The sequence below is a fragment of the Thalassobaculum sp. genome (genome assembly GCF_040219615.1).
Classification (GTDB): domain Bacteria; phylum Pseudomonadota; class Alphaproteobacteria; order Thalassobaculales; family Thalassobaculaceae; genus Thalassobaculum_A.
Map to the genome: position 1 here is coordinate 65,129 of NZ_JAVJSE010000044.1, position 15,627 is coordinate 80,755.

The window sequence follows — 15,627 nt, forward strand, 5'->3', positions numbered from 1 at the left end:
TGTCGTGGTTCCCGACAATCTACGCCAGCGCTCGGGCCGCGACAACGCCGGGGCGCCCGGCGGCGGGATCACCCGGTGAGCAGCCGTTGCATGCGGTCCCGATAGGCCTCGATCGGCGCCACGTCCAGCCCGTCGACCTTGCCATGGTCGTCCCATTCCCGCAGCCGCAGGGCAGCCGCGAGATGCGGGTCCGCCTCGAACTCGCGGACCTCGTCGGGCGACATCGGCCCGCCCTGGTGCGCCAGGGTATGCGTGGACGCCGCCGACAGCCGCGCCGCATAACCGGGGTCGACCGCCACCCGGTAGCGCTTGGCGGCGACGTGCATCCGCACCGGCGCGACCACCGCCTCCGGAAAATGCCGGGCCAGGAAGGCCGCGCCGCCGGCGTCGTGCCGATGCACGCCGTAGCCGTCGTCAGGATCCTCGATCAGATGCCCGACGTCGTGCAGCAGGGCGGCGACCACTAGCGCCTCGCCCGCGCCCTCCCGGTCGGCCAGCGCCGCGCATTGCAGCCCATGCTCGGCCACCGACACGTCCTCGCCGTAAGGCTCCCGGCCCTTGGTGTCGAACAGCTCGATGATTTCGTCGACGATGGTGCTCATGAGCGATGCTAGCGCCCCGGGCCCGATCCCGGCAACCGATCCCGGCGACCGACCTGCGTTCTCGGCGGGCGCTCGCCGACCCGGTTCGTGCCATAGTCGGGCGAGACTCCGGAGGAGCCACGATAATGACCGGACCGGCCCCGCGCATCGCCCTGATCCATGCCACGCCGCTGGCGGTCGAGCCGGTGGCCGAGGCGTTCCGGCGGCTGTGGCCTGAGGCCGAGGCGTACAGCCTGCTGGAGGACTCGCTGGCCCCCGACCTGGCGCGGGCCGGACGGCTCGACGCCGCCATGGTCGAGCGGTTCCGGCGGCTGGCGGCCTACACCGTCGACTGCGGCGCCGATGCCATCCTGTTCACCTGCTCGGCCTTCGGCCCGGCGATCGAGGCCGCCGCCCGCGACCAGGCGCCGCGCCCGGTGCTCAAGCCGAACGAAGCGATGTTCGCCGAGGCGCTGGGCCTGGGCGGTCGGATCGGCATGGTGGCGACCTTCCAGCCGAGCGTGCCGTCGATGCAGGCGGAGTTCTCGGCCATGGCCGCCGCCGCCGGCTCGGCGGCCAGGCTGGAGACCGTCTGCACGCCCGAGGCGATGCCGGCGCTGGCGGCCGGCGACACCGCCACCCACGACCGCCTGGTGGTCGAGGCGGCAGCCGGCCTCGCCGGCTGCGACGTCGTGGTGCTCGCCCAGTTCTCGATGGCCGGCGCCCGCGCGGCCGTCGCGGCGGCGACCGGAAAGCCGGTGCTGACCAGCCCGGACAGCGCCGTGACCTTGCTGCGCAGCAGGCTCGCCGCGGACTGAGCCCTCCTACACCGCGGTGTGCGCCGGGGCGCCGGCGACGCCCTTGTAGAGCACGGCCTGGCGGAACTCCATGATCCGCCGGTGCTCGGCCAGGGCCGCCGCGTCCATGTCGGCGACCGGCGGCTTCTCGTGGACGAAGTGGCCGTAGCGGTCCTCGCCGCGCACCAGCAGGGCGGAGTCCTGGTCGCCGTTGATCTGCCGGACATAGGGCGGGATGTAGCGGATCGCGACGCCGATCCTTCGGTCGTCGCTGCGGTTCGGCTCCGAGGCATGGGCCGCCAGCACGTGGTGCAGCGAGATCTCGCCCGGCTGCAGCGGCATCGCCACCGCCTCGTTCTCGTTCACCGCGACCGCGATCTCCTGGCCGCGGGTCAGCAGGTTCTCCTTGGCCAGGGTGTCGCGGTGCTCGATCTGATTCCAGGTCTGGCTGCCCGGGATCACCTTCATGCAGCCGCTGACCTCGGTCGCCGGCGACAGCGCCAGCCAGGCGGTCACGACGTCCGGCCTGTCCAGGCCCCAGTAGGTCGCGTCCTGGTGCCAGGACACGAAGCTCGGGTTATTGGCGTCCTTCACGAACAGCGACACGCCCCAGCAGAACAGGTCGGGACCGAGCACGTCCTCGACCGCGTCGAGGATGCCCGGATGCATGGCCAGTTCGGCGACCCAGGTCTGCAGCAGGTAGAGCTTGGCGCCCTTCGACAGCTCGTACCAGCCGCCCTGAGCGGCCTCGTAGGCCTCGAACTTCCGCCGGTAGGCCGCGGCGGTCGCCGCGTCCATCACCCGGATCGGCGAAGCATAGCCGTCACGGTGATAGGCCGCGACGCGCTCCTCGGACAGCACCTTGCCCATGACGTTCCCTCCATCAGCCGGCTGCGCCGGTCTCAACTTCAGGCCGAGGGTAGTGCCGAGTCCGGGCTTCATCAAACGATCGGTGTGCCATGGCCGCCCGAATCCGGTACAGGCGATCGCAGGCCGGCGATCAGGGGGTTGCCCGCTCCGGCCCGATCGCCGACAAAGCCGGTCCGATCACCAATCCGCCGGCCTGGCATGCCCCCCTCGACCCCAAGATCCCTCGACGCCGCGTCGCTGCCGGCGCTGCTGTCCCGCCTGGCGCACGGACCGCTGCTGGTCGCGCTCGATTTCGACGGCACGCTGGCACCGATCGTCGACCGGCCGGACGGCGCCCGGCTGGAGGACCCGATGCACGGCCATCTGTCGGATCTGGTCGAACTGGTCCTCACCGCCGTGGTCAGCGGCCGCGATCTCGAGGACCTGCGGCTGCGGGTACCGGCATCCGGCCTGATCCTGGTCGGCTCGCACGGCGTGGAGATCGCCTATCCGGGCGACGGCGTCGAGCGGGCGCCCGGACTGGCCGAGAGCGACGCCGCGCTCGGCCCGCTCATCCGCCGGCTGCGGCACGCGACCGCCGAACTCCCAGGCGTCCTGGTCGAGCCGAAGCGGCATTCGGTGGCGGTGCACTGGCGGCTGGCCGGGCCGGTGGAGGCCGTCTCGGCCGAGCGGGTCGTCGACTCCCTCGCCGGCGAGTTTCCGGCCTTCGTGGTCGGACGCGGCAAGATGGTTGCGGAATTCAGGCCGGCGATCGATCGGGACAAGGGCAGCGCGATCGGGCTGCTGCGCGGGCACGCCACGGTCGACGGCGTACCGCCGGCGGTGCTCTATCTCGGCGACGACGTGACCGACGAGGACGCCTTCCGGGCGCTCGATCCCGATCGCGACACCGGCATCCTGGTCGCCGCGCCGCCGCGGCCGAGCGCCGCCGGATGGTGCCTGCCCGACACCCGCGCCGTCTCCGGGTTCCTGGAACGCCTTATCGAGGTGCGCCGCACCTCGGCCCGGTGACGCGGGCTACTCCATGAAGCAGCAGGACACCAGGTCGTCGCCGCGATAGAGGGCGGCGGCGAAGCGGTGGTTGCCGTCCTGGATCAGGCCGTCGCGGATCGTGACCGAGCAGCGGTTCGGCCGGACGTTGCGGATCAGCCATGCGATCCTGCCGGCATGCTCGGCCGCCGGGATCGGCGCGTTCGGATCGCGGTTGTCGTCCGGCTCGATCAGGTCGTCGTTGGCGAGGTGGCGCTCGATCAGGCCGTCGTCGACGGTGACGCCGCCGGCCCAGTGCGGATAGCCGCGGACACCGGTCATCGCCATGACCTCACGAACGGGAAGGGTCGCGAGTCGGATCGCCATTGGCGGCCTCTCTCCGGTACGTCGAGCCACGGGGGGACGGCGCCGGCAGGCCGGACGATCCCGATGTCAGGAAGCGTCACGGAGGCCTCGCGCGCGGCGGCGACCTCCGTGACGAAGGGCCGTATATACGGTTCGGTTTTGCGGCGCAACACTCGCAAAACGACAAAGGATGTCGGCGCCAGACGATCAGCGCCGACAGTGACTTCCTATCTATCTGGTCAGGATAGCCGCCCTTGCCGGGCGGCTTTTGTTTCGGCGCCGCACAAGCGGCCAGGCCCACGGATGGTCAGAATGACGCCAGGACTCGAGACCGGCAGTCTCGCTACCGACGCAGCGGTCGATCCGATCGTCCTGGCGGTGATGTTCGTTGCCTTCCTTGTGGGTGCCGTCGGGCCGTTTGCCATGTGCGTGATCGGGTCGATCCGCGACGAGCGGGCGATGCGCCGCTATGCCGCCGCGGCGGCCGCTGCCGAGCCGGTCGCCACGGCCCGCACGGTCGACCCCGCGGTCGTGGTGCCGGCTGCCGTCACGCTGAATCCGTCGGCGCTCGACGTCGACGGCATCGATCCGGCCAACGACGACGTGTCGCCGGACGACGGCGACGCGACGCCCCGCCTCGCCGTCAGAAGCTGAGACGAACCATCGACACGCCGTAGACGGCGTCGCTGTCGCTGCCGAAACCGCTGCGGTCATCGACGTCGGCGTAACCCAGCACGCCGACGACCGACACGCCGGGCCCGAGGTCGTACCCCGCCTCCAGCTGCACGGTGTCGAACGAGGCCTTGCGGGCCCCGGTGCCGCCGGCATTGGCGGTCGCCGAGCCGTCGCGGTCGCCGAAGAAGCCAGCCAGCGACAGCTTCCACGGCCCGGGGGCGTAGTTCAGACCGACGGTCCAGCCGGTGCTGTCGCCGGTCGCGGAGTCGCCGTCGGACCCGGCCGCGGCGGCCGCGAGCGTCCACGCGCCCACGCCCAGCGACAGGCCGGCGTTGTAGGCCGTCGGGTCGGAAGCAGTGGACGAGTCGGCCGCCTGCATCATCCCCCAGCCGAGCGAGGCGCCGACCGCGACCGGCCCGATGCTGCCCTTGTACTGCGCCGCCAGCGCAACCCCGTCATGCGATGCCGCCGACCGGTCGACCGACGTGTTGTCATCCTCGGTCGCCTTCGGGACGTAGCTGGCGCCGAGCTGGAACCCGCCGAACCGCGGCGTCATGTAGGTCAGCCGGTTGGCGTCGTTGACCCGCCCCGGCTCGGTGTAGGTCGAGCCGAACGGCCCGCGGAACACGCCGGTGTCGCCCCCGACGCCGGTGAAGTCGACCCACTCGACGTTGTCACCGGAGTTCAGGCCGAAGCCGAAATCCTTCGGCGCGACATGCATCATGTACATCGCCGAGTTCTCGGAGCCGAGGACGACCTGGCCGAATCCGCCGGTGAACTTCAGGTGCGACTCGTCGATCTGGTCGCCGGTGCTGTTGCCCTCGAGCTGCACGTCGACCGCGACCTGGATCCCGTTGTCGAGAACCGCCGCGCCGGTGAACCAGATCTCGGTGTCGGACTTGACGTCGAACCCGCTCACGTCGCGTCCGGGCACGTCCTGGTCGACGTAGCCGAAGAACTGTTCCATGAAGCCGCCGACCTTCACGTGCAGCGGCTGGGCGTCATGGGGGATTTCCCGGGGCTCCTTGGCCGGCTCCGCCGCCCAGGCCGCCGGACAGGAGAGCAGCCCGCCCGCGACGGTCAGCGCCGTGCTCGCAAGCAATCGATACCGCATCCCCACCCCCGTGTTGCCGTCCCGCAAGAGTGCCACCGGCGGCATTCCGGGCAAAGCATGTCTACAGCCGCCGCGGCAGGTAGGTCGCGATCCCGGCGGTGGCGACCATCAGCAGGCCGAGTGCCACGAACACCGAACCGAGCGGCAGCACCAGCAGCAGCAACGCAAACAGCGCTGCCGGCAGCAGCTGCGACATCTCGATATAGGTCCGGAAGACCGAGGTCATCTCCGAGCGTTCATAAGGGTGCACCGAGCGCAGGAATGGGATGTTGCCGAGGGCGTCGAGGGTGACCGAGCCGAAGCAGGCGAAGAAGAACAGCACCGCCAGCGCCACCGGGCCGGGCTGCAGCAGGCCGGCGAGGATCGACAGTCCGCCGCTGAACAGGAACGCGCCGACGATCATCCGCCGGATCCCGAACCGAGCCCCGAGCCGCCCGGCGATCGGCGCCAGGAACAGGATGCCCTGGCCGCCCGACAGCATGGCGGCCGCCAGCATCTCGTCGCCGCCGTTCTTCACGATGTAGAGCGGCGGATACACGAAGAACGTCGTCCAGAAGGCGCTGCGGGCGAACGGAATCGCCCAGGCCAGACGCAGCCGCGGCTGCAGTGCGTAGCGGCGGATATTGTGCCAGGGCATCGGCGGCCTGCGGGTCGCCGGTGCCACCGCCGGGTTCTCCTGCATCCGCAGGACCCAGAAATACGCCAGTGCCAGCAGTGCGAAACCGGCGCTCGGCACGCACACCGCCAGCAGCCCGACGGTCTTGTAGAGCCAGATCCCGAGACCGGGGCCGATGAACCAGGCCACGCCCATGAAGGCCAGCCGGCGCGGCTCGGCGGTGACGAAGTCCTTCCGGCGGATGTAGTCGAGGATGTAGAGGTTCAGGGAGATGTTGACGCACACCACGGCCAGCGCCCGGAACTGCAGGGCCGCCACGAACGGCAGCGCGGTCCCGGCCAGCATCAGCAACGGCGCCGCCACCATGAACAGGCAGCCCACCGAGAACACCCATTTGCGGCGCACCACCCGGATCACCAGCGGCACCGCGAAACTCGCCAGCAACGCCACCACGCCGATCACGGTGTAGGCGATCGAGACGTTGCGCGCCGACTCCAGGAGCGCGTAGGCCTCGAGCGGGATGATCCCGGCGATCAGCGACCGCGAGAACGCCTCGGTCGCCGACAGGGTGGCGAACACGTTCGCACCGGGCCTGTCGACGACCCGGAGCCACATGGGGAACCGGATTTCCATGGACGGAGATTACCTGCGCCGGATCGGTCGCCTACCCCGATTCTGACGATCCGGTGCATTCATGCGGATTCCCCCGCGACCCCGGGTGACGCCGCCGGGAGACCCGGACTGCTGACGACATCCGACAGCCGCATCGGGCATGCTGTCCCGTCGGCGCGGTAGCGCCGCTCGCCCGGCAACCGACCTCGGATCCGCCATGACCTACGACGAGTTCAACGCCTTCTGCGCCTCGCTGCCGGTGACCACCCATGTGGTCCAGTGGGGCGGCTCCGACGTGTGGAAGGTCGGCGGCAAGGTGTTCGCCATCGGCGGCTGGGACGGCGGCGGTGAGCCGCGCTTCACCTTCAAGGTGTCGGAGATCGCCTACGAGTTCCTGAAGGAGCAGCCCGGCCTGCGCCCCGCCCCCTACCTGGCGTCCCGCGGCATGAAGTGGATCCAGCACTACGACCGCCCCGGCCTGGCGCCGGACGATCTGCGCGACTACCTGCGGGAATCGCACCGCATCGTCGCCGGCGGGCTCACCAGGAAGCTGCGCCGGGAGCTCGGGCTGGAGGCCTGACCTCCCGGCCTCAGCCGCCGATGTCGGCCGGGTCGAACGGGGTGGTCTGGTACAGGTAGTTGATCCAGTTCGAATACAGCAGGTGGGCGTTGCCGCGCCAGGTGTTGACCGGCGGCTTCGAGGGGTCGTCGCCCGGGTAGTAGTGCAGCGGCACGCCGATCGGCGAGCCCTTCTCGAGATCCCGCCGGTACTCGGCGTCCAGGGTCGTCGAGTCGTATTCCAGGTGGTTGAACATGTGCACGTGACGCAGCCGCCGGTCGTGCACCAGGCAGGGCCCGGCCTCCGCCGAATCGATCAGCAGTTCCAGGTCGGGATGCGCCGCGATGTCCTCGCGGCGGTTCTCGGTGTGCCGCGACACCGGGATGCGGATCTCGTCGTCCAGGCCGCGCATCAGCAGCGAGGTGTGATCGAGCACCCGGTGGGTGAACACCCCGAACCGCTTCTCCGGCAACTGGTACTTGGGAATGCCGTGGAAATGGTACAGCGCCGCCTGGCCGCCCCAGCACAGCGCGAACAGCCCGTGCACATGGGTCAGCGACCAGTCGAAGATCCGCCGCAGCTCGTCCCAGTAGATCACCTCCTCGAACGGCATCTGCTCGATCGGGGCGCCGGTCACGATCAGGCCGTCGAACTTCTCCTCGCGGATCGCCTGCCACGGCCGGTAGAAGTCGATCATGTGCTCGAGCGGCGTATTCTTCGGCACGTAGCCGGACGGCGCGAACATGGTCATCTCGACCTGCAGCGGCGTGCCCGCCAGCACCCGGGCGATCTGCGTCTCGGTCTCGATCTTCTTCGGCATCAGGTTCAGCAGCGCGATTCGCAGCGGCCGGATGTCCTGCAGGATCGCGTCGGTGTCGCGGATGATCAGCACGCCCTCGCGCTCGAGCGTCTCGCGGGCCGGCAGGTCGTGGGGGATCTTGATGGGCATCGTCGGGCTCGATTGTGGCGGTCGTTCAACCGGGAATGGCATCCGGCACGCTCGGCGGACGCCGAAACGGCGCTCTTCCCTAGCAGAACCGGATGCGCATGAGAATTGCCGCGACCGGCATACACAAGACCGGCAACGGCGCCGATCGACCCGGCCGCGGTCTCATCCGCCGTCCGGTGCCCGGCTCTCGCTGCGCCGGGCCGCCAGGATCCCCTGCACCAGGTCCTCCGGCACGGCCTGCAACGCCTGCTCCTCGGAATCCCGCATCGCGTCGCCGGCCAGCCGGCGGGCCCGGTCGTAGGCCTGCAGGTAGCGGCGGCAATGTGGGCACAGCTGGGTATGCAGCTCGATCTGCCGGCGCGCCAGCGGCCCCAGGTTGCCGTCGAGATAGTCGACCAGCCCGCCCTCGAACTCCTCGCAGGTCATGGCGCCGTGCAGGCCCCGGGCAATCCAGTGCCGGATCCTCGCCCAGGTGCCGCGCTGCCCGGTCCCGCCCGCGCCGGGCTGTGTCGTGCCGGATCCGGTCATGCCGAGACGTCTCCCGTCCAGAGCGGTTCGATCAGGCGCTTCAGCGCCGCCCGGGCGCGATGCAGGCGAACCTTCATCGCGCCCTCGGCGATCCCGAGCGCTTCCGCGGCCTCGCGGGTGCTCCAGCCCTCGAGGTCCCGAAGCACCAATGCCGTCCGGTACCCTTCAGGCAACACATCGATCTTCGATCGCACGAATTCCCGGATCCGCCGGCGCTCCAACTCGCTCTCCGGGTCGCCGGCGGGAACCTCGACGAGGTCCCGGCGCCAGCCGTCGCTGTCGAAGGACGGCAGCAGGTCGTCGATCGAGGTTTCCGCCAGCCGGCGCTCCTTGCGCAGCCGCATCAGCGCGGCGTTGATCGTGATCCGGTGCAGCCAGGCTCCGACCGACGACCGCGGCTCGAACCCGTCGATCGCCTTGTAGGCCGACAGGAAGGCCTCCTGGACACAGTCGTAGGCAGCCGCCTCGTCGCGCACCAGACGCCGTGCCGCCGCCAGCAGCCGGCCGGTCTCGCGGCGCACCAGCATCTCGAAGGCGCGCTCGTCGCCCGCCTTCAGCCGCGCCACCAGTTCGGTCTCGTCCAGCTCCGCCTGTCCCTCGGCCTGCGACCGATCCACGCTCGACACCTCCGATCCCCGGGCCGGAGCATCGCCGCGCAGTTGATCCATCGCAAGGACGGTGTCGGGTTCGCCGGGAATAGTCGGGGCGACGCGGCAGAATGCCGCCACCGTGGAGATTCGCATGCTCGACGAGACCGTCTCCCGCCCGACCGCCCGCACGAACGCCGAGGCCGTCGATCCGGACACCCGCCGCAAGGCCCTGCGAACCCTGCCCGCCCCGGAACCGGCGGCCGGGACCGCCGCCTACTACCGGGAGCGCGACCTCGCGCTCGCCGCCTCGCCGGAAAAGCGCGCCAACTACCAGCGCTATCTCGCCGCGCAGCGCCGTGAGGCCGCGCCCGACTACCTGCCGATCAAGCTCGACATCGAGAACGTCAGCCGCTGCAACTTCCGCTGTACCATGTGCAGCGTCGGCAGCTGGCACAAGGGCCAGCGGGCCGACGACCTGCCGCTCGCCGCCTTCGAGCGGCTGATCGACGAGCAGGTCGGCCTGGTCGAGATCAAGTTGCAGGGACTGGGCGAGCCGACCCTGCAGCGCGACCCGTATTTCGACATGATCCGCTACGCCCGGGCCCGCCACATCTGGGTCCGGACCACCACCAACGCCTCTCTCCTGCACCTCAAGGACAACTATCGCCGGCTGGTCGACGCCGACCCGAACGAGATCCAGATCTCGATCGACGGCGCGACCAAGGCGGTGTTCGAGGGCATCCGCCGCGGCTCGGTGTTCGAGCGCGTGATCGAGAACTGCCGGCGGCTGAACGCCTATTGCCGCGAGCGCGGGGTGGTGCGGACCAAGATGTGGACGGTGGTGCAGCGCGCCAACTTCCACCAGCTCGCCGAGCTGGTACAGCTGGCGTCCCAGCTCGGATTCAAGCACCAGGTGTTCTCGCTGGAGCTGGTCGACTGGGGCCTCGCCGAGTGGCGGGCCGCCAACGACAGCGTCAGCGTCGAGGACGAACTGGACCCCGGCGCCCTGCTCGCCCTGGTCGGCCTCGGCATGGAACTGGGCGTGCAGGTCCGGTTCTGGAACACCACAGAGAAATACGCCACGCGGTCCCCCGAGACCCTGTGCCCCTGGCCGTTCGAGCGCGCCTTCGTGTCGTCCGACCTGCGCGTGGTGCCGTGCTGCACGATCGGCAATCCGGACGTCTGCCAGATCGGACCGGCCCTGGACGGCGACGACCCGGGGGCGTTCACCCGGCACTGGCACGGGGACGAGTTCGTCGCATTCCGCCGGGCGCACCTGGACGGCCGGGTCCCGGAAGTGTGCAAGGCCTGCTACGCTGACCCGGACTAGCCGCGGCGGCCGCGGCACGGAACCAGCCGGCGGAGAAGCATGGCAGTGAACTGGTGGGGCGGTCTGGCGCCGGCGCGGCGAGTGGCCGCGATTCTCCTGATCCTGGCCGCCGGCCCGGCCTCGGCGGCGGTCGGCTGCGAGGGCGGGAAGGTGGCGGTAGGCGACGCCTGCATCGGCACCGGCGAGGCGGCCGACGGCGTGCGTCGCCTGGTCGACGCCGCGATCGCCGAGTACGACCTCAACGCGGTCGTCGTTTCCGTCAGGATCGGCGACACGCCCGTGCTTACCGAGGCCTGGGGCGAGTCGCTGGCCGGGATCCCGGCCACCCCGGACATGCACTTCCGCAACGGCGCGATCGCCATCACCTATCTGACGACCCTGCTCCTGCAGTTGCAGGACGACGGGCTGCTGAGCCTCGACGACCCGGTCGCGCGCTGGTTCCCGGACTACCCGGCGGCCGACCGGATCACCCTGGCGATGCTCGGCGACAGCACCGCCGGCTACGCCGACTATGTCTACGACATCCCGATCTACGAGGACGTGTTCCGGCAGTGGACCGCGGACGAACTGATCGACGCCGCCCTGGCCAAGCCGATGCGCTGCGAGCCCGGGCGCTGCTTCGCCTATTCGCACGCGAATTTCGTGATTCTCGGCGAGATCCTGCGCATGGTCACCGGCAAGCCGGTCGAGGTGCTGCTGCGCGAGCGAATCCTCGATCCGCTGGGGCTCGCGGACACCCGCAGCGAGTCGACGGCGACCGTGCAGCAACCGGTGCTTCATGCCTTCACCGACGAGCGCGGCATCTACGAGGACTCGACCTACTGGAACCCGTCCTGGACCCTGGCCCCCGGCGCGGTGATGACCACGAACGTCGCCGACGCCCTGGCCTCCTTCGTCGCCATCGGCAGCGGCAGGCTGATGTCCGAGGCGGCCTACCGCCGCATGCTGGCGCCGACCACCGCAGCGTTCCCGCCGATGACCACGGAGATCTACTACGGGCTCGGGGTCGTCGTGAGCAATGGCTGGCTACTGCAGACGCCGTCCTTCGGCGGCTACTCCGCGGTGGTCGGCTACCTGCCGGACCGCGGCACCGGCTTCGCCCTGACCTCGACCATGGGGCGCAGGACGCCGGACGAACGGATCGCCAACCGCCTCGCCGGCCGGATCGGGGCGTTCCTGGCGCCGGACCGACCGCCACGGCTGCCCTAGGCTTCCGTGCGTGCTGGTCTCCGCGGATCGGCTGTGGCAGCGTCGTCGCGGACACGAGCACGGAGCGGCGTCCTTGAGCACCCCGATCGAGCGTCCTGCAACGACCGCCGGTACGGCGCGCCCCGCGGTGACCGTCGCGATCGCCGCCGACGGACTGGCGATCGGCTGGCCCGACCTGCGCCGGACCTTCCATCCGATCTGGCTGCGCGAACAGTCGCGCGACCCGGGGGCCCGCGACCGTGCGATCGGCCAGCGGCTGTACGACGCCTGGCGACTGCCGCCCGACCTTGCGATCGCCGACGCCACGCTCGACGGCGACGCCGTCTCGGTGACGTTCAGCGACGGCCATGCGACACGCTATCCGCTCGAGTTCCTGCGCCGGGAGTGCGAGCGCACGGTGCCCGACGACCTCGCCGGGACACCGCGCCCCTGGGATACCACCCTGGCGCCGCTGCCGAGCCTGCCGTGGCCGGAGGTGATGGCCAGCGACCGCGCCGTGCTCGCCCTCGCCGACACCCTGGCCGTCCACGGCTTCTGCATCCTGACCGACGGCCCGGCCGGCATGGACGACGCCGAGCGCATGGCCAACCGCTTCGGGCCGATCCGCCGGACCAACTGGGGCGGCGTGGCCGACGTGAAGGTCGAGGCGGTCGCGGTCGACCTGACCCAGACCAACCGCTGGCTCGAGCCGCATGCCGACAATCCGTACCGGCTGCCGGCCCCCGGCTACATCCTGCTGCACTGCCTGCGCAACGACGCCGAGGGTGGCGAGTCGACCCTGGTCGACGGCCTGCACGTGGCCGAGACCCTGCGGCGCGACGACCCGGCCGCCTTCGAGGTGCTGACCACCACGGCGACCCGGTTCCGCTACGTCGACCCGGACACCGTGCTGGAGCACTACGGCCCGCTAATCGAGCTGGCGCCCGACGGATCCGTGCGCCGGTTGCGCTTCAACAGCCGCACCGAGGAGCCGCCAGCGCTGGCGCCGGAGCGGCTGGCCGCCTACTACGCCGCCCGCCGTCGCTATGCCGACCTGCTGCACGCGCCGGAGAACACGCTGGAGTTCAAGCTGGAGCCGGGCCAGCTGCTGTTCATGGACAACCACCGCCTGCTGCACGGCCGGCGCGGCTATTCGCTGGACAGCGGTGGCCGCCACATGCGGCAGGCCTATCTCGACCGCGACTGCGTGGCCAGCCGGCAGAAGGTGCTGCGGCGCACGCTCGGCGTGGACACGGATCCTTGGGGAGCACTGGCATGAACGAGATGACGACCGTCGGCTTCATCGAGATGAAGCACGGCACGGCTGAGGACTACGCGCTTCTCGGCCGCTACGAGCACGAATACGCCGCCGGCACAGCCGACCGCATCCTCGAACAGCTCGCCAGGCTAGGCGGCGGCCTCTCCGGCTACAAGATCAGCCGGCTGGAACACTCGATCCAGACCGCCGCCAGGGCCGAGGCCGACGGCGCCGACGCCGACTGGATCGTCGCCGCCCTGCTGCACGACATCGGCGACGAACTGGCACCGCACAACCACGACAGCATCGCCGCCGACATCGTCCGGCCGTTCGTACGCGAGCAGGTGAGCTGGGTGGTCCAGCACCACGGGATCTTCCAGATGGTCTACTACGCCCACCACACCGGCGGCGACCCGGAGGCCCGGCGAAAATACGCCGACCACCCGTACTACCAGGACGCCGTCGACTTCTGCGAACGCTGGGACCAGTCGAGCTTCGACCCCGACTATGCGAGCCCGCCGCTCGGGCATTTCGCGCCGATGGTGCGGGAAGTGTTCGCCCGTCCGGCCTGGGACGAGGCGGTGCTGCGCAAGGGCGTGCGCGAGCCGCTGGTCCGTTAGCCGCGGACGACGGAGCCCCGGAGGCGGAGCGGCCCCGCGCGATGAACGCACGGGGCCGCCCACAAGCCGACTTGATGCCGGATCACTGCTGGCGCTTGTACTCCGGCATCGCCTCGGCCTGCTTCTTGGTCAGGCCGGCCGCGACCAGGGTTTCGCCCTGCACCTCGAGATTGGCGACCGGGATCGCCACCTGCTTGGCGCCGATGCCGAGGAACCCGCCGACATCGACGAGCACGGACTCGACCTTGCCGCTCTCGGCCATGACGACGTCGTCGATCTCGCCGACTGCCTCCTGGTCGGCGCCATGAACGGTCTTGCCGACCAGCTCGACCTTCTGCCAGCCCTCGCCAGCGACACCGGCAGCCGTGTCGGTCCCGGCCTTGACCGTCGAGTCCACGGTCGACCCGACCGTGCCGAGCACACCGGTGTCGCTCTTGGCATCGGCCTGGGCCCCGGCCTTGGCGTCCATGCCGGCCTTGCCGTCGGTCATCTTGGTTTCGGCCGAGCCGGAAGCCCCGGCAGCCGCGCCGACCTTCACGCCACCGACCGCGTCGTCCACCGAGCCGAGCGAGGACGCGATCTCCTGCGGCCTGGACTCCTGGTTGTCGATCAGATCGCGGGCCTCGGCGATCTTCTTACGGGTCGCCACGATGGCCTCCCGGCTGCTCTCCGCGATTTCGGCCTTGGCACGCGCCAGCGCGGTCTCGACCTCCTCGATCGCGACGCGCGCCTTCTCGCGGGCCTCGGCGAACTTCTCGCCGGTGGCGTCCTTGACTTGCTCCAGCGCCGTCATGGCGCTGCGCAGCTGGGCCTTGGCATCGTTCAGAAGCCGGGTGGAAGCCGAAGCCGACGTGCTCTGCTCAACCTTGGTGCTCTGCTGGACGCTGGTCGACTGCGCGGCGCCGGCGGCAGCCGGCAAGGCCAGGGACAGGACCAGGGCGGTCGTCGCCAGAAGACGTTTGCTCATTCTCGAAATCCTCCACGTTGAAGCGGGTCGACCATCTGGCCGATACAGCCGGACAACGGTCGGCACGAAGGCGCGTTCCGAGAAATTTTTCGCTTATTATTCCGGCACTTGCACTATTGCACTTAGAGACGGCCACTGTCCGCCGCCTACGACAGCGTGGTTCCTCCCGCCTGCAGGCGTGCCAACTTGTCCGGGTTGCGCATGACGTAGATGCCGTCGACCCGGCCGTTCGCGTCGAAGCCGAAAGTGACCGCCGCGGCCAGCGTCCCGTCGGCCGCCACCAGCAGCACACCGCGGCCGCCGTTGATGTCGGCCGGCCGCCATTCGTAGTTCGCCCAGTAGCCGTGCAGCGAACCCATGAAGTCCAGCACCGCCGCCTTGCCACGCAGCGTCTGGGCGATTGCCGTCGCCCGACCGCCGCCGTCGGCGCTGAGCGCGATCTCGTCGGACAGCAGCGCCGCGAGCCGCTCGGTCCGGCCGCTGGTCAGGGCGCCCCGGAACGCCGCCAGCAAGGTGTCCTGGCGGTCCAACGGGGCGGTGTAGCGGGCGGCGGGGCGACCGACCGCCGCCCTGGCCCGCGACACCAGCTTGCGGCAGGCCGCCTCCTGCACCCCGAGTATGGCCGCCACCTCCGGATAGGGCTGCTCGAAGATCTCGTGCAGCAGGTAGGCCGCGCGTTCCCGCGGGCTGAGGCGCTCGAGCAGCAGCAGGAAGGCGGTCGACAGCGAAGCCGACAGCTCCAGCGAACTCTCCGGCGTGCCGTCGACAACGGTCTGCACGGGTTCCGGCAGCCAGGTCCCGACATAGTCGACCCGGGTCCGCCGGGCCGCCCGCAGCAGGTCCAGGCAGCGCCGTGTGCAGGCGGTGGTCAGCCAGGCCGCCGGGTTGTCGATCACGTCCCGGTCGGCCTCGGTCCACTTCACGAAGCTGTCCTGGACCGCATCCTCGGCCTCGGCCAGCGAGCCGAGGATGCGGTAGGCCAGGCCGGTCAGGCGGCGACGATGGCTCTCGAACAGTTCGTCGTCGGCAGCCGTCATG

Annotated in this window: 18 protein-coding genes; 8 read left to right on the top strand and 10 right to left on the bottom strand. The window is 70.4% G+C overall.

What is annotated here, in order from left to right; translation table 11 throughout:
- Window positions 1-68 precede the first annotated feature (68 nt).
- Entirely contained in the window at window positions 69-602 is a 534-nt protein-coding gene (locus RIC31_RS26830) for an HD domain-containing protein (RefSeq protein WP_350115763.1), read from the bottom strand.
- A gap of 125 nt (window positions 603-727) precedes the next feature.
- Between RIC31_RS26830 and RIC31_RS26835 the strand changes: the two genes are divergently transcribed.
- Window positions 728-1,399, top strand: coding sequence for an aspartate/glutamate racemase family protein (locus RIC31_RS26835; RefSeq protein ID WP_350115766.1), 672 nt, complete (start codon window positions 728-730; stop codon window positions 1,397-1,399).
- A gap of 6 nt (window positions 1,400-1,405) precedes the next feature.
- Here the strand turns inward: RIC31_RS26835 and RIC31_RS26840 are convergent, their stop codons facing one another.
- Window positions 1,406-2,248, bottom strand: a complete 843-nt coding sequence (locus tag RIC31_RS26840; RefSeq protein ID WP_350115769.1) for a phytanoyl-CoA dioxygenase family protein — start codon at window positions 2,246-2,248, stop codon at window positions 1,406-1,408.
- Window positions 2,249-2,446: 198 nt separating this feature from the next.
- On the opposite strand from RIC31_RS26840, the gene otsB reads away from it, so the two are divergent.
- Complete coding sequence (gene otsB / locus RIC31_RS26845) at window positions 2,447-3,259, top strand: trehalose-phosphatase (protein ID WP_350115772.1); 813 nt, start codon at window positions 2,447-2,449, stop codon at window positions 3,257-3,259.
- Between the two features lie 6 nt (window positions 3,260-3,265).
- Here the strand turns inward: otsB and RIC31_RS26850 are convergent, their stop codons facing one another.
- Entirely contained in the window at window positions 3,266-3,604 is a 339-nt protein-coding gene (locus tag RIC31_RS26850; RefSeq protein ID WP_350115775.1) for a ParB N-terminal domain-containing protein, read from the bottom strand.
- A gap of 291 nt (window positions 3,605-3,895) precedes the next feature.
- Here RIC31_RS26850 and RIC31_RS26855 point away from each other — a divergent pair, with 291 nt between their 5' ends.
- Window positions 3,896-4,237, top strand: coding sequence for a hypothetical protein (locus RIC31_RS26855; RefSeq protein ID WP_350115778.1), 342 nt, complete (start codon window positions 3,896-3,898; stop codon window positions 4,235-4,237).
- Here the strand turns inward: RIC31_RS26855 and RIC31_RS26860 are convergent.
- Both RIC31_RS26860 and RIC31_RS26865 read right to left on the bottom strand, forming a co-directional pair.
- Window positions 4,227-5,360: a porin gene (locus RIC31_RS26860; protein ID WP_350115781.1), complete on the bottom strand. Its 1,134-nt coding sequence runs from the start codon at window positions 5,358-5,360 to the stop codon at window positions 4,227-4,229. The genes RIC31_RS26855 and RIC31_RS26860 overlap by 11 nt on opposite strands.
- 73 nt (window positions 5,361-5,433) lie before the next feature.
- Window positions 5,434-6,603, bottom strand: coding sequence for an MFS transporter (locus tag RIC31_RS26865; protein WP_350115784.1), 1,170 nt, complete (start codon window positions 6,601-6,603; stop codon window positions 5,434-5,436).
- A gap of 214 nt (window positions 6,604-6,817) precedes the next feature.
- On the opposite strand from RIC31_RS26865, the gene RIC31_RS26870 reads away from it, so the two are divergent.
- Window positions 6,818-7,180 (top strand): MmcQ/YjbR family DNA-binding protein, encoded by a 363-nt coding sequence (locus RIC31_RS26870; protein WP_350115787.1) that lies wholly within the window; start codon window positions 6,818-6,820, stop codon window positions 7,178-7,180.
- Window positions 7,181-7,190: 10 nt separating this feature from the next.
- Here RIC31_RS26870 and RIC31_RS26875 read toward each other — a convergent pair whose 3' ends face one another.
- The 3 genes from RIC31_RS26875 to RIC31_RS26885 form a co-directional block, all read right to left on the bottom strand.
- Complete coding sequence (locus RIC31_RS26875; protein ID WP_350115790.1) at window positions 7,191-8,108, bottom strand: homoserine O-succinyltransferase; 918 nt, start codon at window positions 8,106-8,108, stop codon at window positions 7,191-7,193.
- 162 nt (window positions 8,109-8,270) lie between these two features.
- Window positions 8,271-8,636 carry an anti-sigma factor family protein gene (locus tag RIC31_RS26880; RefSeq protein ID WP_350115793.1) on the bottom strand — a complete coding sequence of 122 codons (366 nt, stop codon included), beginning with the start codon at window positions 8,634-8,636 and terminating at the stop codon, window positions 8,271-8,273.
- Window positions 8,633-9,253 carry a sigma-70 family RNA polymerase sigma factor gene (locus RIC31_RS26885; protein ID WP_350115796.1) on the bottom strand — a complete coding sequence of 207 codons (621 nt, stop codon included), beginning with the start codon at window positions 9,251-9,253 and terminating at the stop codon, window positions 8,633-8,635. Before RIC31_RS26885 ends, RIC31_RS26880 begins: the two co-directional genes overlap by 4 nt.
- 124 nt (window positions 9,254-9,377) lie before the next feature.
- On the opposite strand from RIC31_RS26885, the gene RIC31_RS26890 reads away from it, so the two are divergent.
- The 4 genes from RIC31_RS26890 to RIC31_RS26905 all read left to right on the top strand — a co-directional run bounded on the left by RIC31_RS26890 (window position 9,378) and on the right by RIC31_RS26905 (window position 13,622).
- Window positions 9,378-10,556 carry a radical SAM protein gene (locus RIC31_RS26890; protein WP_350115799.1) on the top strand — a complete coding sequence of 393 codons (1,179 nt, stop codon included), beginning with the start codon at window positions 9,378-9,380 and terminating at the stop codon, window positions 10,554-10,556.
- Window positions 10,557-10,595: 39 nt separating this feature from the next.
- Window positions 10,596-11,765, top strand: a complete 1,170-nt coding sequence (locus RIC31_RS26895; RefSeq protein WP_350115802.1) for a serine hydrolase domain-containing protein — start codon at window positions 10,596-10,598, stop codon at window positions 11,763-11,765.
- A gap of 73 nt (window positions 11,766-11,838) precedes the next feature.
- Window positions 11,839-13,023: a TauD/TfdA family dioxygenase gene (locus RIC31_RS26900; protein WP_350115805.1), complete on the top strand. Its 1,185-nt coding sequence runs from the start codon at window positions 11,839-11,841 to the stop codon at window positions 13,021-13,023.
- On the top strand, window positions 13,020-13,622 hold the full coding sequence (locus RIC31_RS26905) for an HD domain-containing protein (protein ID WP_350115808.1): 603 nt from the start codon (window positions 13,020-13,022) through the stop codon (window positions 13,620-13,622). Before RIC31_RS26900 ends, RIC31_RS26905 begins: the two co-directional genes overlap by 4 nt.
- A gap of 82 nt (window positions 13,623-13,704) precedes the next feature.
- Here the strand turns inward: RIC31_RS26905 and RIC31_RS26910 are convergent, their stop codons facing one another.
- Both RIC31_RS26910 and sigJ read right to left on the bottom strand, forming a co-directional pair.
- The gene (locus RIC31_RS26910; RefSeq protein ID WP_350115811.1) at window positions 13,705-14,589 is read right to left on the bottom strand and encodes a PRC-barrel domain-containing protein; all 885 of its coding nucleotides are present in this window, start codon (window positions 14,587-14,589) and stop codon (window positions 13,705-13,707) included.
- Between the two features lie 146 nt (window positions 14,590-14,735).
- Window positions 14,736-15,626 (bottom strand): RNA polymerase sigma factor SigJ, encoded by an 891-nt coding sequence (gene sigJ / locus RIC31_RS26915; RefSeq protein WP_350115814.1) that lies wholly within the window; start codon window positions 15,624-15,626, stop codon window positions 14,736-14,738.
- Between the last annotated feature and the right edge of the window lies 1 nt (window position 15,627).

Coding starts and splice junctions, on each gene's coding strand:
- RIC31_RS26870 (WP_350115787.1), top strand. CDS start 6,818: ATGACCTACGACGAGTTCAACGCCTTCTGCGCCTCGCTGCCGGTGACC.
- RIC31_RS26910 (WP_350115811.1), bottom strand. CDS start 14,589: ATGAGCAAACGTCTTCTGGCGACGACCGCCCTGGTCCTGTCCCTGGCC.
- RIC31_RS26880 (WP_350115793.1), bottom strand. CDS start 8,636: ATGACCGGATCCGGCACGACACAGCCCGGCGCGGGCGGGACCGGGCAG.
- RIC31_RS26840 (WP_350115769.1), bottom strand. CDS start 2,248: ATGGGCAAGGTGCTGTCCGAGGAGCGCGTCGCGGCCTATCACCGTGAC.
- RIC31_RS26895 (WP_350115802.1), top strand. CDS start 10,596: ATGGCAGTGAACTGGTGGGGCGGTCTGGCGCCGGCGCGGCGAGTGGCC.
- RIC31_RS26830 (WP_350115763.1), bottom strand. CDS start 602: ATGAGCACCATCGTCGACGAAATCATCGAGCTGTTCGACACCAAGGGC.
- RIC31_RS26890 (WP_350115799.1), top strand. CDS start 9,378: ATGCTCGACGAGACCGTCTCCCGCCCGACCGCCCGCACGAACGCCGAG.
- RIC31_RS26875 (WP_350115790.1), bottom strand. CDS start 8,108: ATGCCCATCAAGATCCCCCACGACCTGCCGGCCCGCGAGACGCTCGAG.
- RIC31_RS26835 (WP_350115766.1), top strand. CDS start 728: ATGACCGGACCGGCCCCGCGCATCGCCCTGATCCATGCCACGCCGCTG.
- RIC31_RS26850 (WP_350115775.1), bottom strand. CDS start 3,604: ATGGCGATCCGACTCGCGACCCTTCCCGTTCGTGAGGTCATGGCGATG.
- RIC31_RS26855 (WP_350115778.1), top strand. CDS start 3,896: ATGACGCCAGGACTCGAGACCGGCAGTCTCGCTACCGACGCAGCGGTC.
- RIC31_RS26865 (WP_350115784.1), bottom strand. CDS start 6,603: ATGTGGCTCCGGGTCGTCGACAGGCCCGGTGCGAACGTGTTCGCCACC.
- RIC31_RS26905 (WP_350115808.1), top strand. CDS start 13,020: ATGAACGAGATGACGACCGTCGGCTTCATCGAGATGAAGCACGGCACG.
- sigJ (WP_350115814.1), bottom strand. CDS start 15,626: ATGACGGCTGCCGACGACGAACTGTTCGAGAGCCATCGTCGCCGCCTG.
- otsB (WP_350115772.1), top strand. CDS start 2,447: ATGCCCCCCTCGACCCCAAGATCCCTCGACGCCGCGTCGCTGCCGGCG.